Raw genomic sequence first — 19,489 nt, forward strand, 5'->3', positions numbered from 1 at the left:
AACGATTGCTCCTGTTGATTCTGGCCAGACCGATCCAGGTTCCGACCTCTGTGCTCCTACGAGCGAATATTGGTTCTGTACTTCTTGGTAGACGCTGCTCCGCTTAGCCAAGAGGAGGGGTTCCATGCGTCGCTACAGTGTACTGCACATCTCTCGCGGCGTGCTCGCAGCGCTGGGTTTTACAGCGTTGACCGGGTTTGGCTGTCCGGCGGCATTCGCACAGGCGGCATCGGGCGCACAGGCGGCAACGGGGGCTCCGGGGGCCACAATTACCCTCGACGGCAAGCAGCTTCCGCCACCCACGCCGAATTTCGGCGGGGTGATCAAGGAAAAAGCGTCTGAATCACAGCCCTGGTGGGCTCCGCGTGTCACGCCGCCAAAGGGTGCGCCGAACGTGCTGCTGATCATGACCGATGACCAGGGATTTGGTGCCCCAAGCACCTTCGGCGGCGTCATTCCCACCCCGGCCATGGATCGCATTGCAAACCAGGGGCTGCGCTTTACCAATTTCCACTCGACGTCGCTCTGTTCGCCGACGCGGGCCGCGTTGATTACCGGCCGAAACCATCATTCGGTCGGTTCCGGGGTGGTCGGCGAAATTGCGACGGGCTATCCGGGCTACGATTCGATCATCCCGGTCGAGAAAGGCACCATAGGCACGATCCTCAAGGAGAACGGCTATGCGACATCGTGGTTCGGCAAGAACCACAATACCCCGTCTTATCAGTCGAGCCAGGCAGGGCCGTTCAATCAATGGCCGACGGGAATGGGCTTTGAATATTTCTACGGCTTCGTCGGCGGCGACGCCAGCCAGTGGCAGCCGAACCTCTACCGCAACACGACGGCCATCTACCCGTTCGAAGGCAATCCCGGATGGAACATGGAAACGGCGATGGCCGACGAGGCCATCCAATATATGAAGCAGTTGAAGGAGATCGCGCCGGACAAGCCCTGGCTCGTCTATTACGTGCCGGGCGCCACGCATGCGCCGCATCATCCCACACCGGAATGGATCAAGAAGATCAGCGACATGCATCTCTTCGACGACGGCTGGAACAAGCTGCGCGAGACGATCTTCGCCAACCAGAAACGGCTCGGCATCATGCCCGAGAATGCGCAACTGACGCCGTGGCCGAAGGAACTGCCGCAATGGGATACGCTGAGCCTGGAAGAGAGAAAACTCTTCATCAAGCAGGCGGATATCTACGGCGCCTACCTTGCTTACGCTGACAATGAGATCGGCCGGGTCATTCAGGCCGTCGACGATCTCGGCGAACTCGACAATACGCTGATCATCTATATCGGCGGCGACAACGGCGCGAGCGCCGAAGGCATGCTCAACGGCACGCCGAACGAGTTCACCACCTTCAACGGCATCCCGGTGCCGGTGAAGGACCAGTTGCTCTGGTATCCGTTCTGGGGATCGGAACGGACATTCCCGCACTTCGCCGCGGCCTGGGCCTGGGCGATGGACACGCCGTTCAAGTGGGTGAAGCAGGTGCCGTCGCATTTCGGCGGAACCTCGCAAGGGGTGGCGATGTCCTGGCCCGGCCACATCACTGATGTGGGCGGCATCCGCCGCCAGTTCTCGCACGTGATCGACATCGTGCCGACCATCCTCGAAGCCACCGGCATCCCGGCACCCGAGACGATCAACGGCATCGCTCAGAAGCCGGTCGAAGGGGTGAGCATGGCCTACACATGGGACAAGGCAAATGCCGATGTCCCCACCCGGCATACGACGCAATATTTCGAGATGCTCGGCAATCGCGCCATCTACGACAACGGCTGGGTGGCAGCGACGACGCCGGCAACCCGGCCGTGGGAGCTGAGCACCGCCACGCCGCCCGACGTCATCACCGGCTATAACTGGGAACTCTACAACGTCAACGATGACCCGACCCAGTTCAGCGACCTGGCCGCCAAGATGCCCGACAAGCTCAAGCAGATGCAGGACCTCTTCTATTCCGAGGCGAAGAAGTACGACGTGCTGCCGCTCGACAATTCGACGCTTTCCCGTTGGAACACGCCACGCCCCAACCTGACGGCCGGGCGAACCGAGTTCACCTATTCGGGGGCACTGAGCGGTGTGCCGCCGAGCGCTGCACCGAGTGTCCTCAACAAGTCCTATACGATCACGGCCGAGGTCGAGATACCCGAAGGCGGTGCGGACGGCATGATCGTGACCGAGGGCGGACGGTTCGGCGGCTACGGCCTGTTTCTCAGCAAAGGCGACTTCGGCGTCGGGCGGGGCAGGGTCGTGTTTCTCTACAACCTTCTCGACCTGAAGCGCACGATGTGGGAGGGGCCGGAACTGGAACCTGGCAAGCACCAAATCGTCTTCGAGTTCAAGTCCGATGGTCCGGGCCTCGGCAAGGGCGGTAGCGGCGTCCTGTCGGTGGACGGCAAGCAGGTGGCGACAAACTCGGTCGAACACACGACGCCCGTCACCTTTCCAGAGGACGAAAGCTTCGACGTGGGCCAGGATACGCGCACAGGGGTCGCTTTGGTCGAGTATCGCTACGACGCTCCGTTCAAGTTCTCCGGCAAGATCGACAAGCTGACGTTCAAGCTCGGGCAATAGTGGGGGCGGCATGTTTGGAACGATGGCTGCAAATGCCAGGCTGCTGTTTTCGGTAACGGGCGTGGTCGAAGCTGCGACGGGACTGGCATTGCTGATTGCACCAGCGCTTTTGGTTCAAGTGTTGCTCGGGGCCGCGCCGGACACGCCTGCCGGCATGACGGCCGCCCGTGTCGCCGGAGCGGCCGTGCTGAGCTTGGCCGTCGCCTGCTGGCTTGCGCGGGATGACCTGGCAGGCAAGGCTGCCAAGGGATTGGTGACAGCGATGCTGTTCTACAACTTCGCCGTGGTCGCAATACTCATTCTTGGATGGATTCGCCACGGCATCGCTGGCATCGCTTTCTGGCCTGTTGTCGCGGCCCACATCGCGCTGGGCGTCTGGTGCGCGGCGTGCGGCTTGGCATCGAGCCGCATTGCTGACCGTTAGCAATCGTCCGGCGCGACGTCAGCTATGGGCGCGAAGCGGCCAAGGGCGTCGGCCGCCTTTCAGCCCGAAGCGGCCGTTTGGCGATCTCGGCGTAGACGACTGCTTTGCGCCCCTAGAGTGTCATAGGGAGCTAGCTAGCCCAGCCCCGAAAGCGGACAAGCAGATCATCGCATGGGGCTTTATGCATCAGTAAACAGATCAATCTTGTCCGACACGACGACGCCCGGTGAGAAGGGCGTCGTCATCTCATAGGTCTGTGCGGAAGCCGTCGTATCGGCGGATAAGATGACCAAGCCTGGCAATACCGCGGCGGTGGCGCAAAGTAGTTCCGTCGTGGTGGTCGTCGCTCTCTTCTCATTCACATCCGGTACCGCGCACCAGCATGGTCGGGACAATTACTGCGCCACGACGGCCGGCGGCTGCCACGTTCCTTCGCCGGCCGGCAATATGGACGGCGCTTCGGTCTTCGGCCAATACAGGCGCATGACGAGATAGATCGTGTCATTGGGCGCAGGCAGCCAGTTTGCTTCCTTGTCCGCGCCGGGGTTGTCCTTCTGGATATAAAGTGTGAGCGAACCATCCTCGTTCTTTTTCATGCCCGGCAACATTGGCGAGTTGATGAGGTAGCGATCGATCGGATTCTTGATCAGGAGCTGGCTCTTGCCGTCATACATCGTGACCGACCAGAAGGAGTTCACCGGCGGCAGTTGGCCGGAGGGGAAGGTCAGTATGTAATTGTGCTTGCTTCCGTCGAGCGTCTGGCCTTGGCTATCGACGCGCGTGAACGGATAGGTCGCTTCCTCCGGGTCATTGCCATAGATGCCGGCCTGAGCAGCGACGGCGCGTTTCAACCAGTCACCATTGTAGTGGGCACTGTCTCCTGGAAGACCGCTAACCCGCCAGCCATTGATCGCCTTGCCGGCATTGTCGACGGCCTCGTCGACCTTCCGCTGGCCCTCCTTCATGCCGAGGCCAATCTCCAGCTTGTGCTCCAGTGGCAGATCCTTGAAGTCAAAGGACTTACCCGGCCCGATGCCGAGGCGTGCCAGCTTGGCCCTTATCTCCTTCTCATTGCCCTGCGCCGGCGCGAATTGCAGAGCGAAGTCGAGATAGTCGAAGAAGTTGGTCTTCGCGAGTTCTTTGTCGATCTTGGGGAAGTCGATGGTTGGCGCGGCCGCTGGGGGCGTCTGCTTCAGAAAGGCCGACAGCATCTGCACCTTGTAGCCAGCCTGCACCTTCTTGACGTTGTCGAGATCATCCGGGCCAAAAAGCTGGGTGCGATAACCTGCGAGGGAAAACTGCGTGCTCGAACGAAAAACCTGCTTGATGCCCGCCGGGGTGTCACCCTCCCAGTCAGGTCCGACCACCATGTAGTCGCCGGCATCGCTCCCTGTGGCTCGGGTGCCGATATAGCCGTAATTGTAGGTATTGCCGTCACAGAGCATGACAGAGTAGTAGCGCTTCGGGTCGATCGCCGGCACCGAAAGCACCACCGGTTCAGCTCGCAAATCCAGCCAGACGAAGGAATACGGCGTGTCGCTGTTGGGCGTGACGATTGCCGTGTCCTTGTAAGTGTAAACGTTGGGCTCGTTCTTGATCTGGTTGAACGGCGCCTTGAACTGCCCTGAATTGCGGTCTACCGCGTACTCGTACATGATGGCATAGTTCATCACGAGCGGCAGGCCGTAGATCAAGCCTTCCTCGGCAATGTCCTTGGCCTCGACAATATCTGGATAGCTTTGCGCCATCAGCAGGCTTGGCTTCACAATCGCGGCGCCAGCAGCGATCGCCGCGGCCGAGCGAAGTAGATCTCGCTTCGTCAACATTTGCCTTACTCCTCTTAGGTCGTGTCGAAGTCGGTTGCCTCGCTTCAGGCTGAGGCTAGTAAAGAACAGCGCGTCGGAAGCCACGCCTTGCCACGCCCGCGTATGAAAGCGGCGTCAGCGGCATGCCGATGATGTCGATGAACACGGAAACCTTCGAGCCCTTCTCCGGCATCTCGCCGCCAACCACCTTCAACGTGTAGGTCAAGTTCTGGCCGTTCAGTTCCGGATTCTCCAGGGCGACGACGACCTGTTGGAGCTTGTTTGCTTCGAGGATGGACAGGTCTGCATTCGGCGGATCAGAGAGGAAGCTGTCCTTGCCCTTGCTCCAGAAAGGCACAAACGCTGTCGTACCCATATTCCCGGCAATGCGCTCGGGGCGGTCAGAGAAAAACAATGTTGTAGCGCCAATGCCTTCGAGCGTCAGCTTGTTCGCCGCTTTGTCGAAGGTCATCGCGCTTGCGGTCTGGACGAACAGGAAGTCAGCTACGTCATCGGCTGCTCCCGCCAGTCGGGGCCTAAGCGGCACCGCTGTCGCCGCAACAGCTGTGGCTGCGATCAGCAAGTTTCGTCTGGTCGTCATGGTCTTCCCTCCGGTTGATACAGCAGAAATTCTCTCGGAAGCAGGCTTCTTTGCTTGCGCGACACGCACGTTTTACTGCAATAATCACTATTCCTAATTTTGAAACCACTCATTTTACGCCACGGTTGCAATATTTCTGGAGCAATGCATGCATGGCTGAGATTCCCGTTATCTCCAACCGCATATTGCATGGCATGCCGGCCTTCATACGCCGTGAAATGGGACCAAAGGCACTACTCCAGGCCAATCGCGCCGTAGGCTTTGATCTCGAACTGATTGAGGGCGAGAACTGCTTCATCCCGCACGCGGCGGTGATCGGCTTTGTCGAAGCGGCTGCACGCGCTGCCGGTGAGGCCAACTTTGGGGTTCTGATTGCCCCGATGATGAACGTCGCTAACTACGGCAGCTACGGACGCTACGTGATGGGTGCCGGCACCCTGGGGAAGGCCATCGAGCGCGCCATCTCCGGTCTTTGCTTTCATAGTACGGATGACAGGATGTCGGTCGCGATCGTCGGCAACGAGGTACGATACAGCTATGTCTTTGCGCTAGCCGGCCGTACCGGGTGGGGCAACACCGCGTGCGCGGCGGCGGGCGTCCTGCTTAGCCTCTTCAGGGCTTATTTGCCCCCTGACTGGCGACCGCTGCGCGTCGAGCTTGATACCGATAGGCCAAGCCAGACGAGACTTTTTGAAGACGTCTTCCATTGCCCGGTCCATTTCAACGCACCCGCGGTGACCATCGTCACGGAACGCCATCATCTGTCCGCCATGGCGAGGAGCACTTCATGGCCGAGCGTCACCATCGAGGATGTGGCGCGAGACCGGCGGGGCGGTGCTCCAAGGGATTTGCTCAACGTGATCTTGGAGCAGATCCGGACCCAGGTTCTCACCGGCAGCATATCGATCGATAGCACGGCACTATTGATGGACACCAGTGTCCGAACACTGCAACGTGAGCTGAATCGGGCCGGCACCGATTTTCGCAGCTTGGCGAACGTAGTCAGGGCACAGCGAGCCACGGAATTACTCCGGCATACAAACGATTCGATCACGCGCGTATCGGCGGAACTGGGATATTCGTCCCCAGCCAATTTCGCTCGCGCTTTCCGAAAGGCAACCGGCAATGGGCCGAGGGAATTTCGCTCCGAAGGAGAACTCAAATAGGTATTGCACAACACGATCCTGCAGTTACTGGGCCGTCCTGCATGGAACGCTGGCCGAAAGGTCAGCGTCAAGAAACCACTGAAGCAGCGCGAGATCTGGGCGATCCGCTTCTTCCTCGACCGAGAGGCGCCTGAGAGATCGCGCGCTGTTTGATCTCGCGATCGACAGTAAGCTCCGAGGCTGCGGTCTTGTTAAGGTCAAGATCGGAACCCTCGTCACAGGTCAAGAAATTCGAATCCGCGCCATGGTCGTCCAGCAAAAGGCTCATGTACTCTGATCCTCAGGGACTAAACCTGTGGAACTCGATTGCACACGGCACTCTTGAGCGCGGTATGATCAATGCAGTGATCTCGTGATCCATTCTCTGCTTGTACTTGGCCTGTGGGGATCAACTGGCCGACCACCGGAAGAAGAAGGCGGCTGGAGGCTGAGGGAGGTGGGAACCTGCCCGAACTGTCGTATGCGTTGTCGTCGAAGCTCCGTGACCAGTTGAAGGCGGCTTTTCCAGCGTGACTTCCCAGAGCCCGCCAGTCCGCTTCCGGCCAATTCCGTCACTTACTCGGTCCCGCTTGACGTCCGCTTCCGGCGCGTTCCGGCCGACGTACTCGTCTGGTGTCGGCCCGAAGCGGACGAAGCAGGCTCGACAGTCAAGCCTCTTCGACCGTGCGCCAGCGGAGGACCTCACCGCATGGCCTCTGCTATTCGTAGCAAGGCTGAATAGATGATCTCGGGATCATCGGGTGCAACGGCACTTCGGACGAGGCTTTCGGCGTTGGCGACAATCTCGTGGGCCGCACGCAATGCCGACCGGCCGTCCGGCGTAAGTTCGGTCGTAAGCACCCGCCCATGTACCGGGTGGGCCGTTCGTTTGACGAGGCCGTCCCGTTCGAGTGTCGCTATGATGGACTGCATCGTCTGCGGTGTTACGAAGGCCCGCCGCGCAAGCTCCGCACTTGACGGGCCCGCGCTGACCTCAAGCCCCGCCAGCACCGAGTATTGCGGGGTCGTCAATCCGATGTTTCTGAGTTCAGCGTCGAGATGGCCCCGCAGCGCTTGCTGCGCCCGCTTCAGCGCATATCCGAGCGAGCGGTAGGTGTCATCAACAGGCGGATCAATCAGGCTGGACATATCAGTACCCTTATATTATATCAGGGTCCTGACGATACTGCGTCAGGTATAAAAAGGAAAGATAGCTCATGCCTCGCCTCATTGGACCGGATTTCATCGGGATACAGACGAAGGATCTGGACGCCGCACGGACCTTCTATCGGGACATTGTCGGGCTTACGCCGTCGGCAAAAGCCCCTCCGGGCGCGATTGTTTTCGAAACGCACCCCATCCCATTCGCCGTCCGCACGCCGATCGAGGACTTTGACGACACGCAGAAGCTGGGGGTTGGCATCGCGATCTGGTTTGGCTGCGACGACGCTGACGAATTGCACGCTCATCTGTGCGAGCGCGACGTGCGGATAGCTTTCCCGCCGAAGGACGGCCCGTTCGGACGCTATTTCGCCTTCGTCGATCCATTTGGCTATACGATAACCGCGCATACCCTTCCGACCAGTGACTGAAACGGCCCCGCAGACGCGCAGCCCCTAACTCAAATGTGAATACTTTCTCTCGCGGAATTCCGGAATTCTGCGGCAAATGCGACCAACGGTCGCTTTCGGCCCAAAGCGGCCTCTCACTAGATGAAGTTATCGCTACACCTGATCGGGGACTGCTGGGTTCGAGCAGACCTCTTTTCGTTGCGGCGGCGGGGACCCGTATCTCCTCGACTATGGCAGCCGAGTGCGCTGCTACTGTCGGGCCACAGCATCTAACTTGCCTAGCATCAGCGGATGCGGCGCCACTGACCGCGTCTCGTTGGAACTTCCCAAGCAATAACAGGAGTCGATGACCAATGTCGCATATCGAAAGCCAGCTACAACGGTTGGGACTAGAACTTCCGGCGCCGATCCTGCTTCCGCCTAACGTGAAACTCTCCTTTCCCTGGGTCCGCATTTCAGGGTCAAGGGCTTATATTTCCGGACACGGGCCACTCAATTTAGACGGCTCGATTGCTGGACCGCTCGGAAAGGTCGGGAAAGGTCTGTCTTTGGAAGAAGGCTACCATGCCGCTCGCCTGACCGCACTGGCAATGTTGGCCAGCCTGAAAGTTGCTTTGGGTGACCTGGACCGGGTGGACAGCTGGCTTCGCGTCTTTGGCATGGTGAATACAGATCCCTCCTTCAACTCATATCCACTCGTTATCAATGGCTTCAGCGACCTTATCGCAGAGGTTTACGGTGGCGAACGCGGATCACACGCCCGCTCGGCGATAGGCGTGGCAGGCCTGCCATTTGATCTTCCCGTCGAGATTGAAGCCGAGGTTCTTATACGGCCTTAGCGACCCGCCACGGCACGAGTTTTGGATGGCCGCATTTAGGTCACGCAGGTCCACAGACCTGGTCAGGATGGAAGCGTCAGCAGGCGCTCGCGCCGATGACCATGCTCTTCAGTGGCTGTAATTCCAAAGCCTCCGCCCAGCGAGCGATTATGACAGGACGGTCTCGACGTCAGCTTGGTCAAGATCAGTCGGCGACTCCTGATCAGGAAATTCCCCTGGCCTTGGGCGGCCGTCAGTGCGCCGAGCTGCTCGATAGCGGCCGGGTGAGAGGCCGTGGTGCCGATGGAACAACTTCGAGAACGCCGCGACGGTTTCGTAGCCAACGCGGCTTGCGATCCGGGCAATTCCCTCATCGCTTGTTTCCAGTAGGAACGCAGCCTCCGACATCCGGCGTGCGATCAGATAGCGCTGCATGGACTGGCCGACGAGCTTGGTGAAGCGAGCCGAAAACACCGAGCGGCCGAGCCCCACGCGATGTGCGAGGTCGCGAAGCGTCCAGGGCCCATCCGGTCGTTCGTGGATCAACTCAAGCGCTCGCCCAATATAGGGGTCCGCCATCGCCCCAAGCCATCCGCCTTCTCCTGGCCGGAGAGATTTGATCCAGCTTCGCAACACCTCGACGAAGAGCACCTCTGTCATTCGCGAGAGCGCGACGCGTTGGCCGGGACGTTCAAGCGCCGACTCGCTCACCATGCGGCGCAGGATAGCCTCAAGCCAGTCACCGTCCATTGCCGGCTTCAGGAGAAGTACGGGCGGAAGCAGCTCCATCACGCTACCGCGCGCGGGCCACGAGAGAATGAAATTGCCACAGATCATCGTCGAGAGCGGCTGCGCGCTGCCTCCGTGACGCACGACGCCAAGATGTGCGGGTCGATCGAGGTCCGTAACCAGGAATGGCTTCGTCCGACTATCCGAGTAAATCAAATGGGGCTCGCCGCGTGTGATGACGACGAGATCGCCCTCCGCCATGCGGAGCTCTTGCCCATGTTCGAGCGCGAGGGTGGCTGTGCCACGACTGAGATAATGGAACAGGGCGTAGGGGCGCTCCGGCAAGGCCAGGTTCCAGGGATGGCCGAGCTCGAAGTGAAAGAGCAGGGTGCCGCTCAGTCGAACGCGATCGAGCACTTCGGCGAGGATGTCCATGCCTGATGTTAGTCCGCCGTACGGTCGGACACAATATCCGGACGATCGGGGCCTAACGTCCCGGAACCCTTCGTATTATTTCGTGTCGACGTGAGCCATCAGGTCACCCAGCAAGCAATCTGGCTAACTGCCGCAACACGTACCGAAGTGCCTGTCCCTTTTCGTGGGTCGGGGTTGTCGGCATCCAAACAGGAGCAAGCAATGCGAAATATACTACTCTTAGCCACCACAGTTCTCGTCGCCGGGGCAGCGTTTGCCGCACCCGCCCAATCGGCTGGTCTACCCAAGGGGGCGGCGCACAACATCGTGCTCGTCCATGGCGCTTTCGTCGACCAGACAAGCTGGAAGCCCGTTGCCGACATCCTTACGAAGAAGGGCTATAACGTAACGCTGGTCGAAAATCCGCTCACGTCGCTGGCTGCGGATGTCGATGCCACCAAGCAGGCACTGGCGAAGCAGGATGGCAAGACCGTCCTCGTTGGCCACTCCTGGGGCGGCGTGGTCATCACGCAAGCCGGTGACGATCCCAAGGTCTCCGCGCTCGTCTATGTCTCCGCCTTCGCACCTGACGTCGGAGAATCTCTGGCGGCCCTGGCCAAGGGCGGCCCGGCAACCGAAGGCACCAAGGCAATTCATCCCGACGAAAAGGGCAACCTCTATATCGATCCCAAGGTGTTTCCCTCGGCGGTCGCCGCGGACCTTCCACTGAAGGTCGCCGAATCCCTGGCAAACTCGCAGCTTCCGCTAAACCACACAGCCTACGAGGCTCCGGTCGATAGGGCGGCTTGGCGCGACAAACCGACCTTCTATGTGATCAGCACGAAGGACAAGGTAATCGCACCGGAGACCCAGAAACTGTTCGCGGCCAGGATGAAGGCCAAGATCACAGAGGTGGCTGGCAGCCATGCCTCCCTCGTCGTTCATGCGAATGAAGTCGCTGCGGCCATTGAAAAGGCCGCGCTCACGAACTGACGATACTGCTCCCGGCGCCACCGTGCCGGGAGTACCTCTCCACGCTGAAAACACGCAGCGCTCCGACTTTTGCGAGTGAGTTTCGCGACAAGCCATCCCCGTGGAAGGGCAAGACGGACTACAGGGTTTTTCGGAAGAACACGACGCGCTGGGTCTCCGCAAATCCTAATGCAGCATGGAGCGCATGGCTGGCTGCGTTCTCAAGCGGCGCGTCGGAGCCAAATTCGACGCATCCAAGCGACTTTCCCCATTCGGCAACCGCGTTGCACAGCAACCGCGCAATACCCCTTCGCCTCTCAGCGGGCCGGACATAGATCCCTTCAAGGAACAGGACAGGTGAGCTAGTGCATCCGTTCACGTAATCATGACGTAAAGTGGCCTCTGCAAGCCCGATAGCTTCATCCGCATCATTTCGAGCGATGAACGCGGCTGCTTTTCCATTTCCTGAAAGAAACGACCGGGCCAGCTCGGCACAATGGTCTTCAAGCGAGTGATGCGGCCATAGCGCAATGCGAAGCTGCGCCCATGGCTCAACATCTTTTATGGTCCCAATCTCAATAATCGATCCCATATGGCGGCTCCTTCCTTGTCGCAAGAACCCCGCAGAGCGTGTCAAAAGTCGGACGCGGTTTTCGAGAACAGCTCGATCGCCAATGCTGCTGTCCGATCATGAATCCACCGGCGATCAACGCCAGGCGCATCAGCGCATATTTCGGTTTCATGGACCTTACCCCATTCGGAGCATTCGCACAGGAAGGCGTAGTGACCAGCCATTGGATCGAGCAAATCCATCGTGCTGTTTGGTAGTTGTTCGTGCACCCATGCAGCGCACAGGTCGGAAGGGGCTTCGATATCAGCGCCTACAGCCGCAATGGCAACCGGCACAGGAATCTTGCTCAGGCTTTCGCCTGTCAGGCCCCGCACCGTGGGCGCCGGTGCGCAAAGAAGAGCGGCTTTGATCCTTGAATCCTTATAGGACGATGATTGCCGGTTCCATGAGGCGCGGAACACGGCACTGGTTTCCAGCAGTGGGGTAACCTGCTCCCCAATGTCCGGAAACTCTCTCGGACCATTGCCCCAAGGCTTGTTCTGAGCCCAGTCGAGAAACAGCGTCATGTCGGTGATGGCACCCAGCAACGACAGTACCGTGTAACCGCCCAGAGAAAACCCTGCCGCAAAGGTGCGATCGAGATCAAGCTGCCCTGCAAATTGTCCCTCGGCAGCATGATAATCCAGCAAAACGGTCAGGTCCCGAGCGCGTTCCCACCAGCACAGGAAGCCCTCCGGACGATATTGTTCCGAAGCGGTGTTACCATGATGATCGATGCCGATTGCAACGAAGCCTGCTTTGGCTAGGCGTTGACCGAGCCAACCAAGACCGGCTGCTGTTCCCCCGGTTCCATGCGAGAGCAGTACAAGGGGATAGGCCTCTTGTCGGCTTGCCAGGCGTGCATCGTCCACCGATTCCTCAGTGAGGAAAAGGGATCGAACCGGCTCCTCAGGAACAGCGGTTTTTCTTAAGGGATCTTCAGTCGGATACCATGCTGACCAGGCCAGGGGCCGGGAGCCGTCACCAGCCCAATTCGATCGGCTGCTGTCTTCTACGTTACCTCTGGTGAAGCCAACCTTGAACATGATCTCCATCCATCGCCAGTTTATCCTCTGACAGGAGGGGAAAATTACTTAAAATTGTCAACGTGGATCGTCGCTTCCTGTTCAAACTTCCATTGGGCTGGATTCCGTATTTCGACGTGCCGTAGCGACAGTTTTTGCGACAAGTGAGTGCGCAGAACGATTCACGAAAATATCTCCGCGGGACCAATCACCGAACAAGGAACCCAAGCACTGCTGCGTTTGCAAGATCGATGAAGAATGCGGAGACGAGCGGCAGGATGATGAACGCGATGGTTGCTGCTCCGTGGATCTTGGTGACCGCCGTCATGTTGGCTATTGCCGTCGGGGTAGCTCCGAGCGAAATCCCGCAAAAGCCGGCGGAAATGACCGCCGCATTGTAGTTGCGCCCCATGGCCGGGAACACGACCAGGATGATGTAGACGACGGCCACAAGCGTCTGCACCGCAAGCACGATCGCGAGCGAAAGGCCGAGCCCGCTCAGGCCCCACAACTGCATGCTCATCAAGGACATCGCCAGGAATATGTTCAGCGAGAGATCGGATATGAGCGCCAGACCGCGGGTATGCGTCGGCCAGGGCAGGCGCGGCGCCAGGATCGGAATGCTGTTCGTCATCACGATGGCGCTCAGCAGACAGACGACGAACAGCGGAAGATTGATCCCGGCTTCAAGGATAATCTCGTGCAGGGCGTAGCCAATGATGATCGCGACATTTGTCACCAGCAACGTGCGCAACAGGCTGATGTAACTGACATCGTCGTCGTGGCCACCAACGGCATCCCGCGGCACCCCGATCGTCAACTCCTCGTCCTTGGGGCCGCTCAAGCCATTCCGGGTGATCAGATACTGTGCGATTGGCCCCCCGACGAGGCTGGCGACGACCAGGCCGAGCGTTGCGCTGGCAATGCCGATTTCGAGAGCGTTTGTGAGACCGAAACGGCTCGACACGATCGGAGCCCAGGCAATCGTCGTGCCGTGTCCGCCGATCAGCGAGGTCGAACCGAGAAGGATTGCCATGCCTTCTGGAAGACCGAGCACCTCGCTGGCCCCCATGGAAACGAGGTTCTGGATCACAAGAAACGCAAGCGTGACGGCCAGCAGGATGAGAAACGGCCTGCCTCCGGCAAGGAGATCGGAGAGCCGCGCGTTCAGGCCAACGCCGGTGAAAAAGTAAAGCAGCAACAGGTCGCGTGCGCCAAGCGCGAAGCTGATCTCCATGCCAAGGAACTCATAGGCGACGAGTGTCACGAACGCTGCCAGGAGCCCGCCGGTGACTGCCTCCGGAATGCTCCAGCGGGTGAGGGCGGGGATGAGCCGATTGAGGTTCGCGCCAGCGAAGAACACGAGGATCGCTATGGTGAACGACAGCAGTCCTGGGACCTCTATTGTCGACATGTGCCACCTTCACCGCCAGACCCGCCTTGTCGGTTGCAAAACACTGACACACGCGCTTTGACTGAACCAGTGAAAATATTGGTTTGCCCCCTCGCTGCTCCCAGGACACCATCTTGCACTTGGCGTCTCGACAGCCAATTTGACGCTGCCTGCGCTGACCTTGCTGGTCATAGAAACACGGATCGCGCAGTCAGCCACCAATCGCCAGCAGATTTTAATGAGACGCTTCCAATCGTTGTGGTTGCAAAATTCAGTCGATCACGTGATTGCCAGCGGTCATCGGACGGTCTATTGAAAAATCGAACTTAGAGGCCCGACATGAACATGGCTCCGAAGATTGCAGAACGGCGACGCTGAAGCTCTTAACGCTTCCGTGCTCCTTTACTCATGCAATTTCAGGAAATGATCCATGTCCGTAAAATCGGCCGCGCTCGCCGCGCTTGCTTCCGCATATGAACTGAACGGCCTTGAAGCCGCCCCCTCCATCGTCCGGTCGACCAGACCCGAGTTCGGCGATGTCCAATGCAACGACATGATGCGGCTGGCGAAATCCGCGGGCAAGAACCCGCGCGTGCTTGCAGCGGAAGTCGCAGAGGCAGCCCGGAGTGCTCTTTTCGAGGACGTGTCCGTCGCCGGCCCAGGTTTCGTGAACTTCCGGCTGGCCGATGCAGCCGTTGCCGCGGAAGCAAGCGCCATGCTTGCCGATCCATCGCTCGCCGCAGAGAAGGTGGAGCCGATGCGGACGATCATTGACTTTGGCGGACCCAACGTCGCCAAGGCACTGCATGTCGGCCATCTGCGTTCCTTCGTCATCGGGGAGAGCCTGCGACGCATCCTCGTGGAGATCGGTCACGACGTTCTGTCCGACATTCACCTTGGCGACTGGGGCCTGCAAATGGGCAAGCTTCTTCTGGGTGCAGCTCAGGCCGCGGGATGGAAGGCAGGTGACCCCACATACTTCATCGATCCATCGGCATTTGATGCCATGACCGTCGAGGAGCTTGGCGCCCTTTACAAGTCGGGCAATGCTGCCTGCGAGGACGAGGCTTCGCTTGCGCTCGCGCGGATGCTGACCACGAAGCTGCAGGACGGAGATCCGCTTCTGGCGGAGGCCTGGGCGCGCATGCGGGCCATTTCCCTTGCATCGATCTCCGCCACGGCGAAGATGCTCGGCGCGCATTTCGATCTATTCAAAGGCGAAAGCGATGCTCATGCGGAAGTCGCGCCCATGCTCCACGATCTCACCACCCGCGGGCTGGCGCGGGAGAGCGATGGGGCTCTTGTCATCGACGTCTACGGCGACGGGCTTCCGGACAATGTGCCACCTCTGCTTCTCCAGAAGAGAGACGGAGCGGCCCTTTACGGTACCACCGATCTCGCAACACTCCGGCAGCGGGTGCGTGACATCGGCGCGCAGCAGATCGTTTACTGCACTGACGATCGGCAGGCACTCCATATCGCCAGCGTGTTTTCGGCGGCGCGTACGGCAGGTTATGCCGATGGCGTCGAATTACGGCACGTGACCTTCGGTACAGTCCGCGGCAATGACGGCAAGCCCTTCAAGACCCGTGACGGGTCGGCAGCCTCGCTCGGTGACATGATCGATCTTGCGCTCGCCAAGTCGTCTGAAATGGTCGCCGACAGCCAAGCAGCCACGGTTGTGGGCCTCGGCGCGTTGAAGTTCGCCGACCTCTCCACACCAAGAAAGACAGGTTACCTCTTCGATATCGACAGGATGACCTCCTTCGAGGGACGGACCGGACCGTACCTTCAATACGCCTACGCCCGGATCTGCTCGATCCTCGACAAGGCTGCGGAGGCCAGCATCGTTCCAGGCGAGACAATCTCGATCAGCCATCCATCGGAACGTGCCGTCCTGATGGAATGCCTCTGGTATCCGCACGCCCTTTCGGAGGCAGCGCGACAGTTCGAGTCTTTCGAAATCGCTGATCGGGCCTATCAGGTGGCGGATGCGTTCAGCCGGTTCTACACGGATTGCCCGGTGCTGAAGGCGGACGATCCGTCGGGACGGCTCGCCACGTGCAAGCTGGTCGCAAGGGTTATCGGAAAGTGTCTTGAGCTTCTTGGAATGGAAGCTGTGCGGCGTATGTAAGGTCCATTGGTTTGACGGCTTCCGGCCCTTAGCATGTGTAATCGGGCGGCCCCACAAGGGGCAGGCTCCCATCACAATCTCGATGCAACCGAGATGACGGGAGACGACGATGTTTTATGCTGCCTTGGCGTGTCACTGCGGTCAGTGGCGATCTGTATTATCGACGAGGCTGGGAAAGTCAGGCTTGAGCGGTCGGTTCCATCGGACGTGCCAGGCGGGCCGGGTTTGTCGGCGAAACCACAGAGAGAGAGAGAGAGAGAGAGAGAGAGAGAGAGAGGCCGTTCCAGAAGTTGGTCTTGGGGTTCAGGGCGATCCGACGACCGCCCATTCGAACCGTTGCTGGAGCTATTTGGCCACGTGCCACACTCCTCCAACGCCATCGCCGTTGGCTTCACCGGCTTTCTTATCCTCGACATAGGTGTAAAGCGGCTTACCCTCATAGGCCCACATCTCTTTGCCATCCGCAGCTTTGACTAGAGACCATTCGCCTTCCGCCTTGGCCTTGGCTCCAGCGTGGAACGCCGGCCACTTCTTCAGGCAATCGCTATCGCAGTTGGATTTGCCTTTTGTATCTTTGTCGAATGTGTAAAGCACCATGCCTTTTTCAGTGGCCAGGACCTTGCCCATTTTCGTCTCGACCATCTTGGCCGGCTCGGCCGCAAAAGCAGAACCGGTTAAAGCAGTTAACGCACCTATCGCGATTAATATCGTTCTCATGATTTTTCTCCCATTCGGCAGTGCCGGCGGAATGCCAGCAGTACCCGATCTAACTGACAAAAACGCCCAACTATGAAAGCGGTTCCGCCCATGGGGGACGAACAAGACAGGCCAGCAATAGTTACAAGGTCCACGAAGCGCCAACTCCGGACCCTTGCCAATGATGGCAGAAGGGTCGCGTCTCGACCCCAAAGCGGTCATTTGAGTCATCGTCGGTCACGAGCATTGCAATGTTGGGCTTCTTGTCCTGTGCTTGCGCTGGAGCGAAGACACGCAAAAATCCCAAAACCTGCGACACATTTTGCGACTAAAACCTTCGACGTAGCAAGCTTTAGGAATTGCGCGACAAACGACACGGCCAGAATTGGCGTGGGCTCGTTTCTATTTCAGATTCGACGGTCGTAAATGATTGCACAATCTGGCATTCTTTGGGTCAAAATCATGATTGACCCGAGGAAACGACAATGAGCGACCACCAAGAACACAACCAGTTTGATGGCCCTCAGATGCAGGGAGTTCATTACGAGCGGGCCGATATGTCAGGTGCGAATTTCGACGGCGTGAACCTTGCAGATGCCCGGTTTTACGCTGTTTTGACCAAGGCAAAATTCACTGACACCAATTTAAGCGAAGCGTTTTTTGACGATATCAGTCTTGTGGATGCGCGCTTTAACAACGTCAATCTGTCTGGAGCCGCCATCACGAATGCAAACCTGTCGCGGTTGACCATAAGCGGCGTCACGTTGGCAGATTCAGACATCAAAGACGCCGATTTAACTGGGATGCGCATCAATGGCGTTCTCGTAACCGATCTATTCCTGGCCTATGAAAACGCGAAAACCTGATTGCCGTGGATGACTTCGTGCACATCGAGAAACAGCGTAGATTGGCGTCCTGAAATTCACCACCTTGAGCAGAACGGCCATGGCAGCAGGAAACAAATCGTCGCAAGCGGGAGCGTCACCGAAACGTCGCCACAAATTCAATCCCAAGCGAGAACCCAGGCCACAGGTACTCGCACAGGCGAATCGAACCGTCTTACGGATGGCTTCTGCGGTGGTGGTTGCCTTTCTCGCCGTCCTCGCCGTTCAGGTATTCTGGTAACTGCAAGCGCGATTAGCGATTTTTTGTCGAGTTGGAAGACCGCTCTTGGGGCCAAGCGGTCACCGGCGGATAGAGTAAATGATCTGGTCGGAGCCAAACCGACTTAACGCCCAAAGCGGACCCGTCCACAAACAGCCGAGTCGCCCTTTCTCTCCTGGAAACGCGGATTATTTCACACTGCTGCGCACATCCCGGCGCGGTCCTCGTTGAATTACCCGGCTTCGGCCATGTGATCCGCAATGTACGCAGCGTCTTCACCAACGCCAAAGAGCAGGCCGGACTTGAATGTGTGCATCCAATGCAGCCCAAGGAAATACAAATTCGGGCAGTTGGTGACGCCGCGTTCCTGAATAGGTGCTCCGCCTTCGTCGAACACCGGAATGTCCAGCCAACCAAAATCGAAAGTGTATCCGGTGCACCAGACGACGGAACCGATGTTTGCAGTCTTCAAATCCAGGTTTGGAATGGGCAGAACTGGAACGGGCCGTCCCGGCGTGTCCTTCGCATCTTCAACGGGCAGGTCGAGTGATTTCGCCTTCGCGCACTCATCCGCAGCATGCTTGAAGTCGCTATAGGCTCGGTCTGCCTCCGTCAAAACATACTCGGCATCATCATTGAAGTAGAGTTTGCCGCCCGCGCCGCCCTCGAGCCGCCCGAGAACGACGCCCCCCTCTAGCATGAAGCGACGCACGTCAACGTCATACCCACCGTTGACCCCTGTGATCACCGTAGTGGTCGGATATTTGCGCCCTGGGAAGCTATTGATCGGTACATCAAAACGGCCCATGGACATGAACCACCAGAAGTTGTCGCGATCGCGGTATCGGCGCGGCACACGGCGATGGGCGCTCACGCTAAAATAGACTACACGGCCATCGACATTGAGTTCATCAGCAATCTGACAACCAGAAGCACCGCTACCGACCACGAGGACCGCGCCCGGTGGGAGCTGCTCGGGGTTTCGGTAATCGTTTGCATGCACTTGATAGACATGCGGCGGCAGGTCGCGCGACCATGCCGGCAGCGACGGTCGTTGAAACGGGCCCGTCGCGACGACGACCCGCGATGCGCTGAACAGACTGTCATTCGTCTCAATGAGAAAGCGGTCGGAGTGGCGATCGCGACGCAGCAACGAGACTTCCGTGCCACAGCAAACCGGCGCATCTATGAACTTTGCGTAGTCCTCGACAAACTTGCCAACGTCGCGATGATGCGCGAATGCGTCCGGGCTATCGCCAGCGTATTCGAATCCGGGCAGCCTCAACGACCAATTCGGGAATTGGAAGCGGAGCGAGTCCCATCGCTCGCCCAACCAACGCTCCGCGACGCGCTTGCGTTCAAGAACAACATGTTCTCGGTTGCATTTGCGCAAATGGTAGCTCATGGCCATGCCACTTTGGCCGCCGCCGATAACTACAGTGTCGTGTCGGTTCAGCACTCCTG

General features: G+C 58.8%; 19 protein-coding genes and 1 pseudogene. 10 read left to right on the forward strand and 10 right to left on the reverse strand.

What is annotated here, in order from left to right; genetic code table 11:
- The first annotated feature begins 124 nt into the window (after positions 1-124).
- Together AB4Z13_RS01175 and AB4Z13_RS01180 are read left to right on the forward strand one after the other, a co-directional pair.
- Positions 125-2,584, forward strand: a complete 2,460-nt coding sequence (locus tag AB4Z13_RS01175; protein ID WP_442205541.1) for an arylsulfatase — start codon at positions 125-127, stop codon at positions 2,582-2,584.
- A 22-nt stretch (positions 2,585-2,606) separates the two neighbouring features.
- Entirely contained in the window at positions 2,607-3,008 is a 402-nt protein-coding gene (locus AB4Z13_RS01180; RefSeq protein WP_442205542.1) for a hypothetical protein, read from the forward strand.
- Positions 3,009-3,187: 179 nt separating this feature from the next.
- Here AB4Z13_RS01180 and AB4Z13_RS01185 read toward each other — a convergent pair whose 3' ends face one another.
- The 3 genes from AB4Z13_RS01185 to AB4Z13_RS01195 are packed head-to-tail and all read right to left on the reverse strand — an operon-like array spanning position 3,188 to position 5,396.
- Positions 3,188-3,370 (reverse strand): hypothetical protein, encoded by a 183-nt coding sequence (locus tag AB4Z13_RS01185; protein ID WP_442205543.1) that lies wholly within the window; start codon positions 3,368-3,370, stop codon positions 3,188-3,190.
- A 33-nt stretch (positions 3,371-3,403) separates the two neighbouring features.
- Entirely contained in the window at positions 3,404-4,834 is a 1,431-nt protein-coding gene (locus AB4Z13_RS01190; protein ID WP_113323496.1) for a DUF1254 domain-containing protein, read from the reverse strand.
- A 55-nt stretch (positions 4,835-4,889) separates the two neighbouring features.
- A complete protein-coding gene (locus AB4Z13_RS01195) occupies positions 4,890-5,396 on the reverse strand; it encodes a hypothetical protein (RefSeq protein WP_442205544.1) in 507 nt (168 codons plus the stop codon).
- A gap of 170 nt (positions 5,397-5,566) precedes the next feature.
- On the opposite strand from AB4Z13_RS01195, the gene AB4Z13_RS01200 reads away from it, so the two are divergent.
- The 3 genes and pseudogenes from AB4Z13_RS01200 to AB4Z13_RS01210 all read left to right on the forward strand — a co-directional run bounded on the left by AB4Z13_RS01200 (position 5,567) and on the right by AB4Z13_RS01210 (position 6,936).
- Positions 5,567-6,580, forward strand: coding sequence for an AraC family transcriptional regulator ligand-binding domain-containing protein (locus AB4Z13_RS01200; protein WP_442205545.1), 1,014 nt, complete (start codon positions 5,567-5,569; stop codon positions 6,578-6,580).
- A pseudogene (locus AB4Z13_RS01205) lies at positions 6,577-6,842 on the forward strand (integrase); the annotation flags it as partial. The gene AB4Z13_RS01200 and the pseudogene AB4Z13_RS01205, both read left to right, overlap by 4 nt.
- Positions 6,843-6,846: 4 nt before the next feature.
- Positions 6,847-6,936: a hypothetical protein gene (locus AB4Z13_RS01210; protein WP_442205546.1), complete on the forward strand. Its 90-nt coding sequence runs from the start codon at positions 6,847-6,849 to the stop codon at positions 6,934-6,936.
- Between the two features lie 325 nt (positions 6,937-7,261).
- Here the strand turns inward: AB4Z13_RS01210 and AB4Z13_RS01215 are convergent, their stop codons facing one another.
- Positions 7,262-7,708, reverse strand: coding sequence for a MarR family winged helix-turn-helix transcriptional regulator (locus tag AB4Z13_RS01215; protein ID WP_442205547.1), 447 nt, complete (start codon positions 7,706-7,708; stop codon positions 7,262-7,264).
- Positions 7,709-7,776: 68 nt separating this feature from the next.
- On the opposite strand from AB4Z13_RS01215, the gene AB4Z13_RS01220 reads away from it, so the two are divergent.
- Both AB4Z13_RS01220 and AB4Z13_RS01225 read left to right on the forward strand, forming a co-directional pair.
- Positions 7,777-8,151, forward strand: coding sequence for a VOC family protein (locus AB4Z13_RS01220; RefSeq protein WP_113323499.1), 375 nt, complete (start codon positions 7,777-7,779; stop codon positions 8,149-8,151).
- 332 nt (positions 8,152-8,483) lie between these two features.
- The gene (locus AB4Z13_RS01225; protein ID WP_439015445.1) at positions 8,484-8,969 is read left to right on the forward strand and encodes a RidA family protein; all 486 of its coding nucleotides are present in this window, start codon (positions 8,484-8,486) and stop codon (positions 8,967-8,969) included.
- A 147-nt stretch (positions 8,970-9,116) separates the two neighbouring features.
- On the opposite strand, the gene AB4Z13_RS01230 is transcribed toward AB4Z13_RS01225, so the two are convergent.
- On the reverse strand, positions 9,117-10,112 hold the full coding sequence (locus AB4Z13_RS01230) for a cupin domain-containing protein (RefSeq protein WP_442205548.1): 996 nt from the start codon (positions 10,110-10,112) through the stop codon (positions 9,117-9,119).
- Positions 10,113-10,313: 201 nt separating this feature from the next.
- On the opposite strand from AB4Z13_RS01230, the gene AB4Z13_RS01235 reads away from it, so the two are divergent.
- Positions 10,314-11,084 (forward strand): alpha/beta hydrolase, encoded by a 771-nt coding sequence (locus tag AB4Z13_RS01235; RefSeq protein WP_442205549.1) that lies wholly within the window; start codon positions 10,314-10,316, stop codon positions 11,082-11,084.
- 118 nt (positions 11,085-11,202) lie between these two features.
- On the opposite strand, the gene aac(6') is transcribed toward AB4Z13_RS01235, so the two are convergent.
- The 3 genes from aac(6') to gltS all read right to left on the reverse strand — a co-directional run bounded on the left by aac(6') (position 11,203) and on the right by gltS (position 14,112).
- Positions 11,203-11,646 carry an aminoglycoside 6'-N-acetyltransferase gene (gene aac(6') / locus AB4Z13_RS01240; protein WP_442205899.1) on the reverse strand — a complete coding sequence of 148 codons (444 nt, stop codon included), beginning with the start codon at positions 11,644-11,646 and terminating at the stop codon, positions 11,203-11,205.
- Positions 11,647-11,696: 50 nt separating this feature from the next.
- Positions 11,697-12,719 carry an alpha/beta hydrolase family protein gene (locus AB4Z13_RS01245; RefSeq protein ID WP_442205550.1) on the reverse strand — a complete coding sequence of 341 codons (1,023 nt, stop codon included), beginning with the start codon at positions 12,717-12,719 and terminating at the stop codon, positions 11,697-11,699.
- 187 nt (positions 12,720-12,906) lie between these two features.
- Entirely contained in the window at positions 12,907-14,112 is a 1,206-nt protein-coding gene (gene gltS / locus AB4Z13_RS01250) for a sodium/glutamate symporter (protein WP_442205551.1), read from the reverse strand.
- Between the two features lie 409 nt (positions 14,113-14,521).
- Between gltS and argS the strand changes: the two genes are divergently transcribed.
- The gene (argS, locus tag AB4Z13_RS01255) at positions 14,522-16,225 is read left to right on the forward strand and encodes an arginine--tRNA ligase (RefSeq protein WP_442205552.1); all 1,704 of its coding nucleotides are present in this window, start codon (positions 14,522-14,524) and stop codon (positions 16,223-16,225) included.
- Between the two features lie 345 nt (positions 16,226-16,570).
- On the opposite strand, the gene AB4Z13_RS01260 is transcribed toward argS, so the two are convergent.
- Positions 16,571-16,942 carry a COG4315 family predicted lipoprotein gene (locus tag AB4Z13_RS01260; protein ID WP_007797316.1) on the reverse strand — a complete coding sequence of 124 codons (372 nt, stop codon included), beginning with the start codon at positions 16,940-16,942 and terminating at the stop codon, positions 16,571-16,573.
- A gap of 464 nt (positions 16,943-17,406) precedes the next feature.
- Between AB4Z13_RS01260 and AB4Z13_RS01265 the strand changes: the two genes are divergently transcribed.
- A complete protein-coding gene (locus AB4Z13_RS01265; RefSeq protein WP_113323507.1) occupies positions 17,407-17,787 on the forward strand; it encodes a pentapeptide repeat-containing protein in 381 nt (126 codons plus the stop codon).
- A 470-nt stretch (positions 17,788-18,257) separates the two neighbouring features.
- Here the strand turns inward: AB4Z13_RS01265 and AB4Z13_RS01270 are convergent, their stop codons facing one another.
- Positions 18,258-19,484 (reverse strand): NAD(P)-binding domain-containing protein, encoded by a 1,227-nt coding sequence (locus AB4Z13_RS01270; protein ID WP_442205553.1) that lies wholly within the window; start codon positions 19,482-19,484, stop codon positions 18,258-18,260.
- Positions 19,485-19,489 lie beyond the last annotated feature (5 nt).

This window comes from Rhizobium sp. YAF28 (assembly GCF_052113285.1).
Classification (GTDB): domain Bacteria; phylum Pseudomonadota; class Alphaproteobacteria; order Rhizobiales; family Rhizobiaceae; genus Rhizobium.

Excerpts from the sequence above, each read along its gene's own strand:
- AB4Z13_RS01265 (WP_113323507.1), top strand. The coding sequence starts at position 17,407 with ATGAGCGACCACCAAGAACACAACCAGTTTGATGGCCCTCAGATGCAG.
- AB4Z13_RS01180 (WP_442205542.1), top strand. The coding sequence starts at position 2,607 with ATGGCTGCAAATGCCAGGCTGCTGTTTTCGGTAACGGGCGTGGTCGAA.
- gltS (WP_442205551.1), bottom strand. The coding sequence starts at position 14,112 with ATGTCGACAATAGAGGTCCCAGGACTGCTGTCGTTCACCATAGCGATC.
- AB4Z13_RS01175 (WP_442205541.1), top strand. The coding sequence starts at position 125 with ATGCGTCGCTACAGTGTACTGCACATCTCTCGCGGCGTGCTCGCAGCG.
- AB4Z13_RS01215 (WP_442205547.1), bottom strand. The coding sequence starts at position 7,708 with ATGTCCAGCCTGATTGATCCGCCTGTTGATGACACCTACCGCTCGCTC.
- AB4Z13_RS01260 (WP_007797316.1), bottom strand. The coding sequence starts at position 16,942 with ATGAGAACGATATTAATCGCGATAGGTGCGTTAACTGCTTTAACCGGT.
- AB4Z13_RS01235 (WP_442205549.1), top strand. The coding sequence starts at position 10,314 with ATGCGAAATATACTACTCTTAGCCACCACAGTTCTCGTCGCCGGGGCA.
- AB4Z13_RS01225 (WP_439015445.1), top strand. The coding sequence starts at position 8,484 with ATGTCGCATATCGAAAGCCAGCTACAACGGTTGGGACTAGAACTTCCG.
- AB4Z13_RS01190 (WP_113323496.1), bottom strand. The coding sequence starts at position 4,834 with ATGTTGACGAAGCGAGATCTACTTCGCTCGGCCGCGGCGATCGCTGCT.
- AB4Z13_RS01245 (WP_442205550.1), bottom strand. The coding sequence starts at position 12,719 with ATGTTCAAGGTTGGCTTCACCAGAGGTAACGTAGAAGACAGCAGCCGA.
- AB4Z13_RS01210 (WP_442205546.1), top strand. The coding sequence starts at position 6,847 with ATGTACTCTGATCCTCAGGGACTAAACCTGTGGAACTCGATTGCACAC.
- AB4Z13_RS01230 (WP_442205548.1), bottom strand. The coding sequence starts at position 10,112 with ATGGACATCCTCGCCGAAGTGCTCGATCGCGTTCGACTGAGCGGCACC.
- argS (WP_442205552.1), top strand. The coding sequence starts at position 14,522 with ATGTCCGTAAAATCGGCCGCGCTCGCCGCGCTTGCTTCCGCATATGAA.
- AB4Z13_RS01200 (WP_442205545.1), top strand. The coding sequence starts at position 5,567 with ATGGCTGAGATTCCCGTTATCTCCAACCGCATATTGCATGGCATGCCG.
- AB4Z13_RS01220 (WP_113323499.1), top strand. The coding sequence starts at position 7,777 with ATGCCTCGCCTCATTGGACCGGATTTCATCGGGATACAGACGAAGGAT.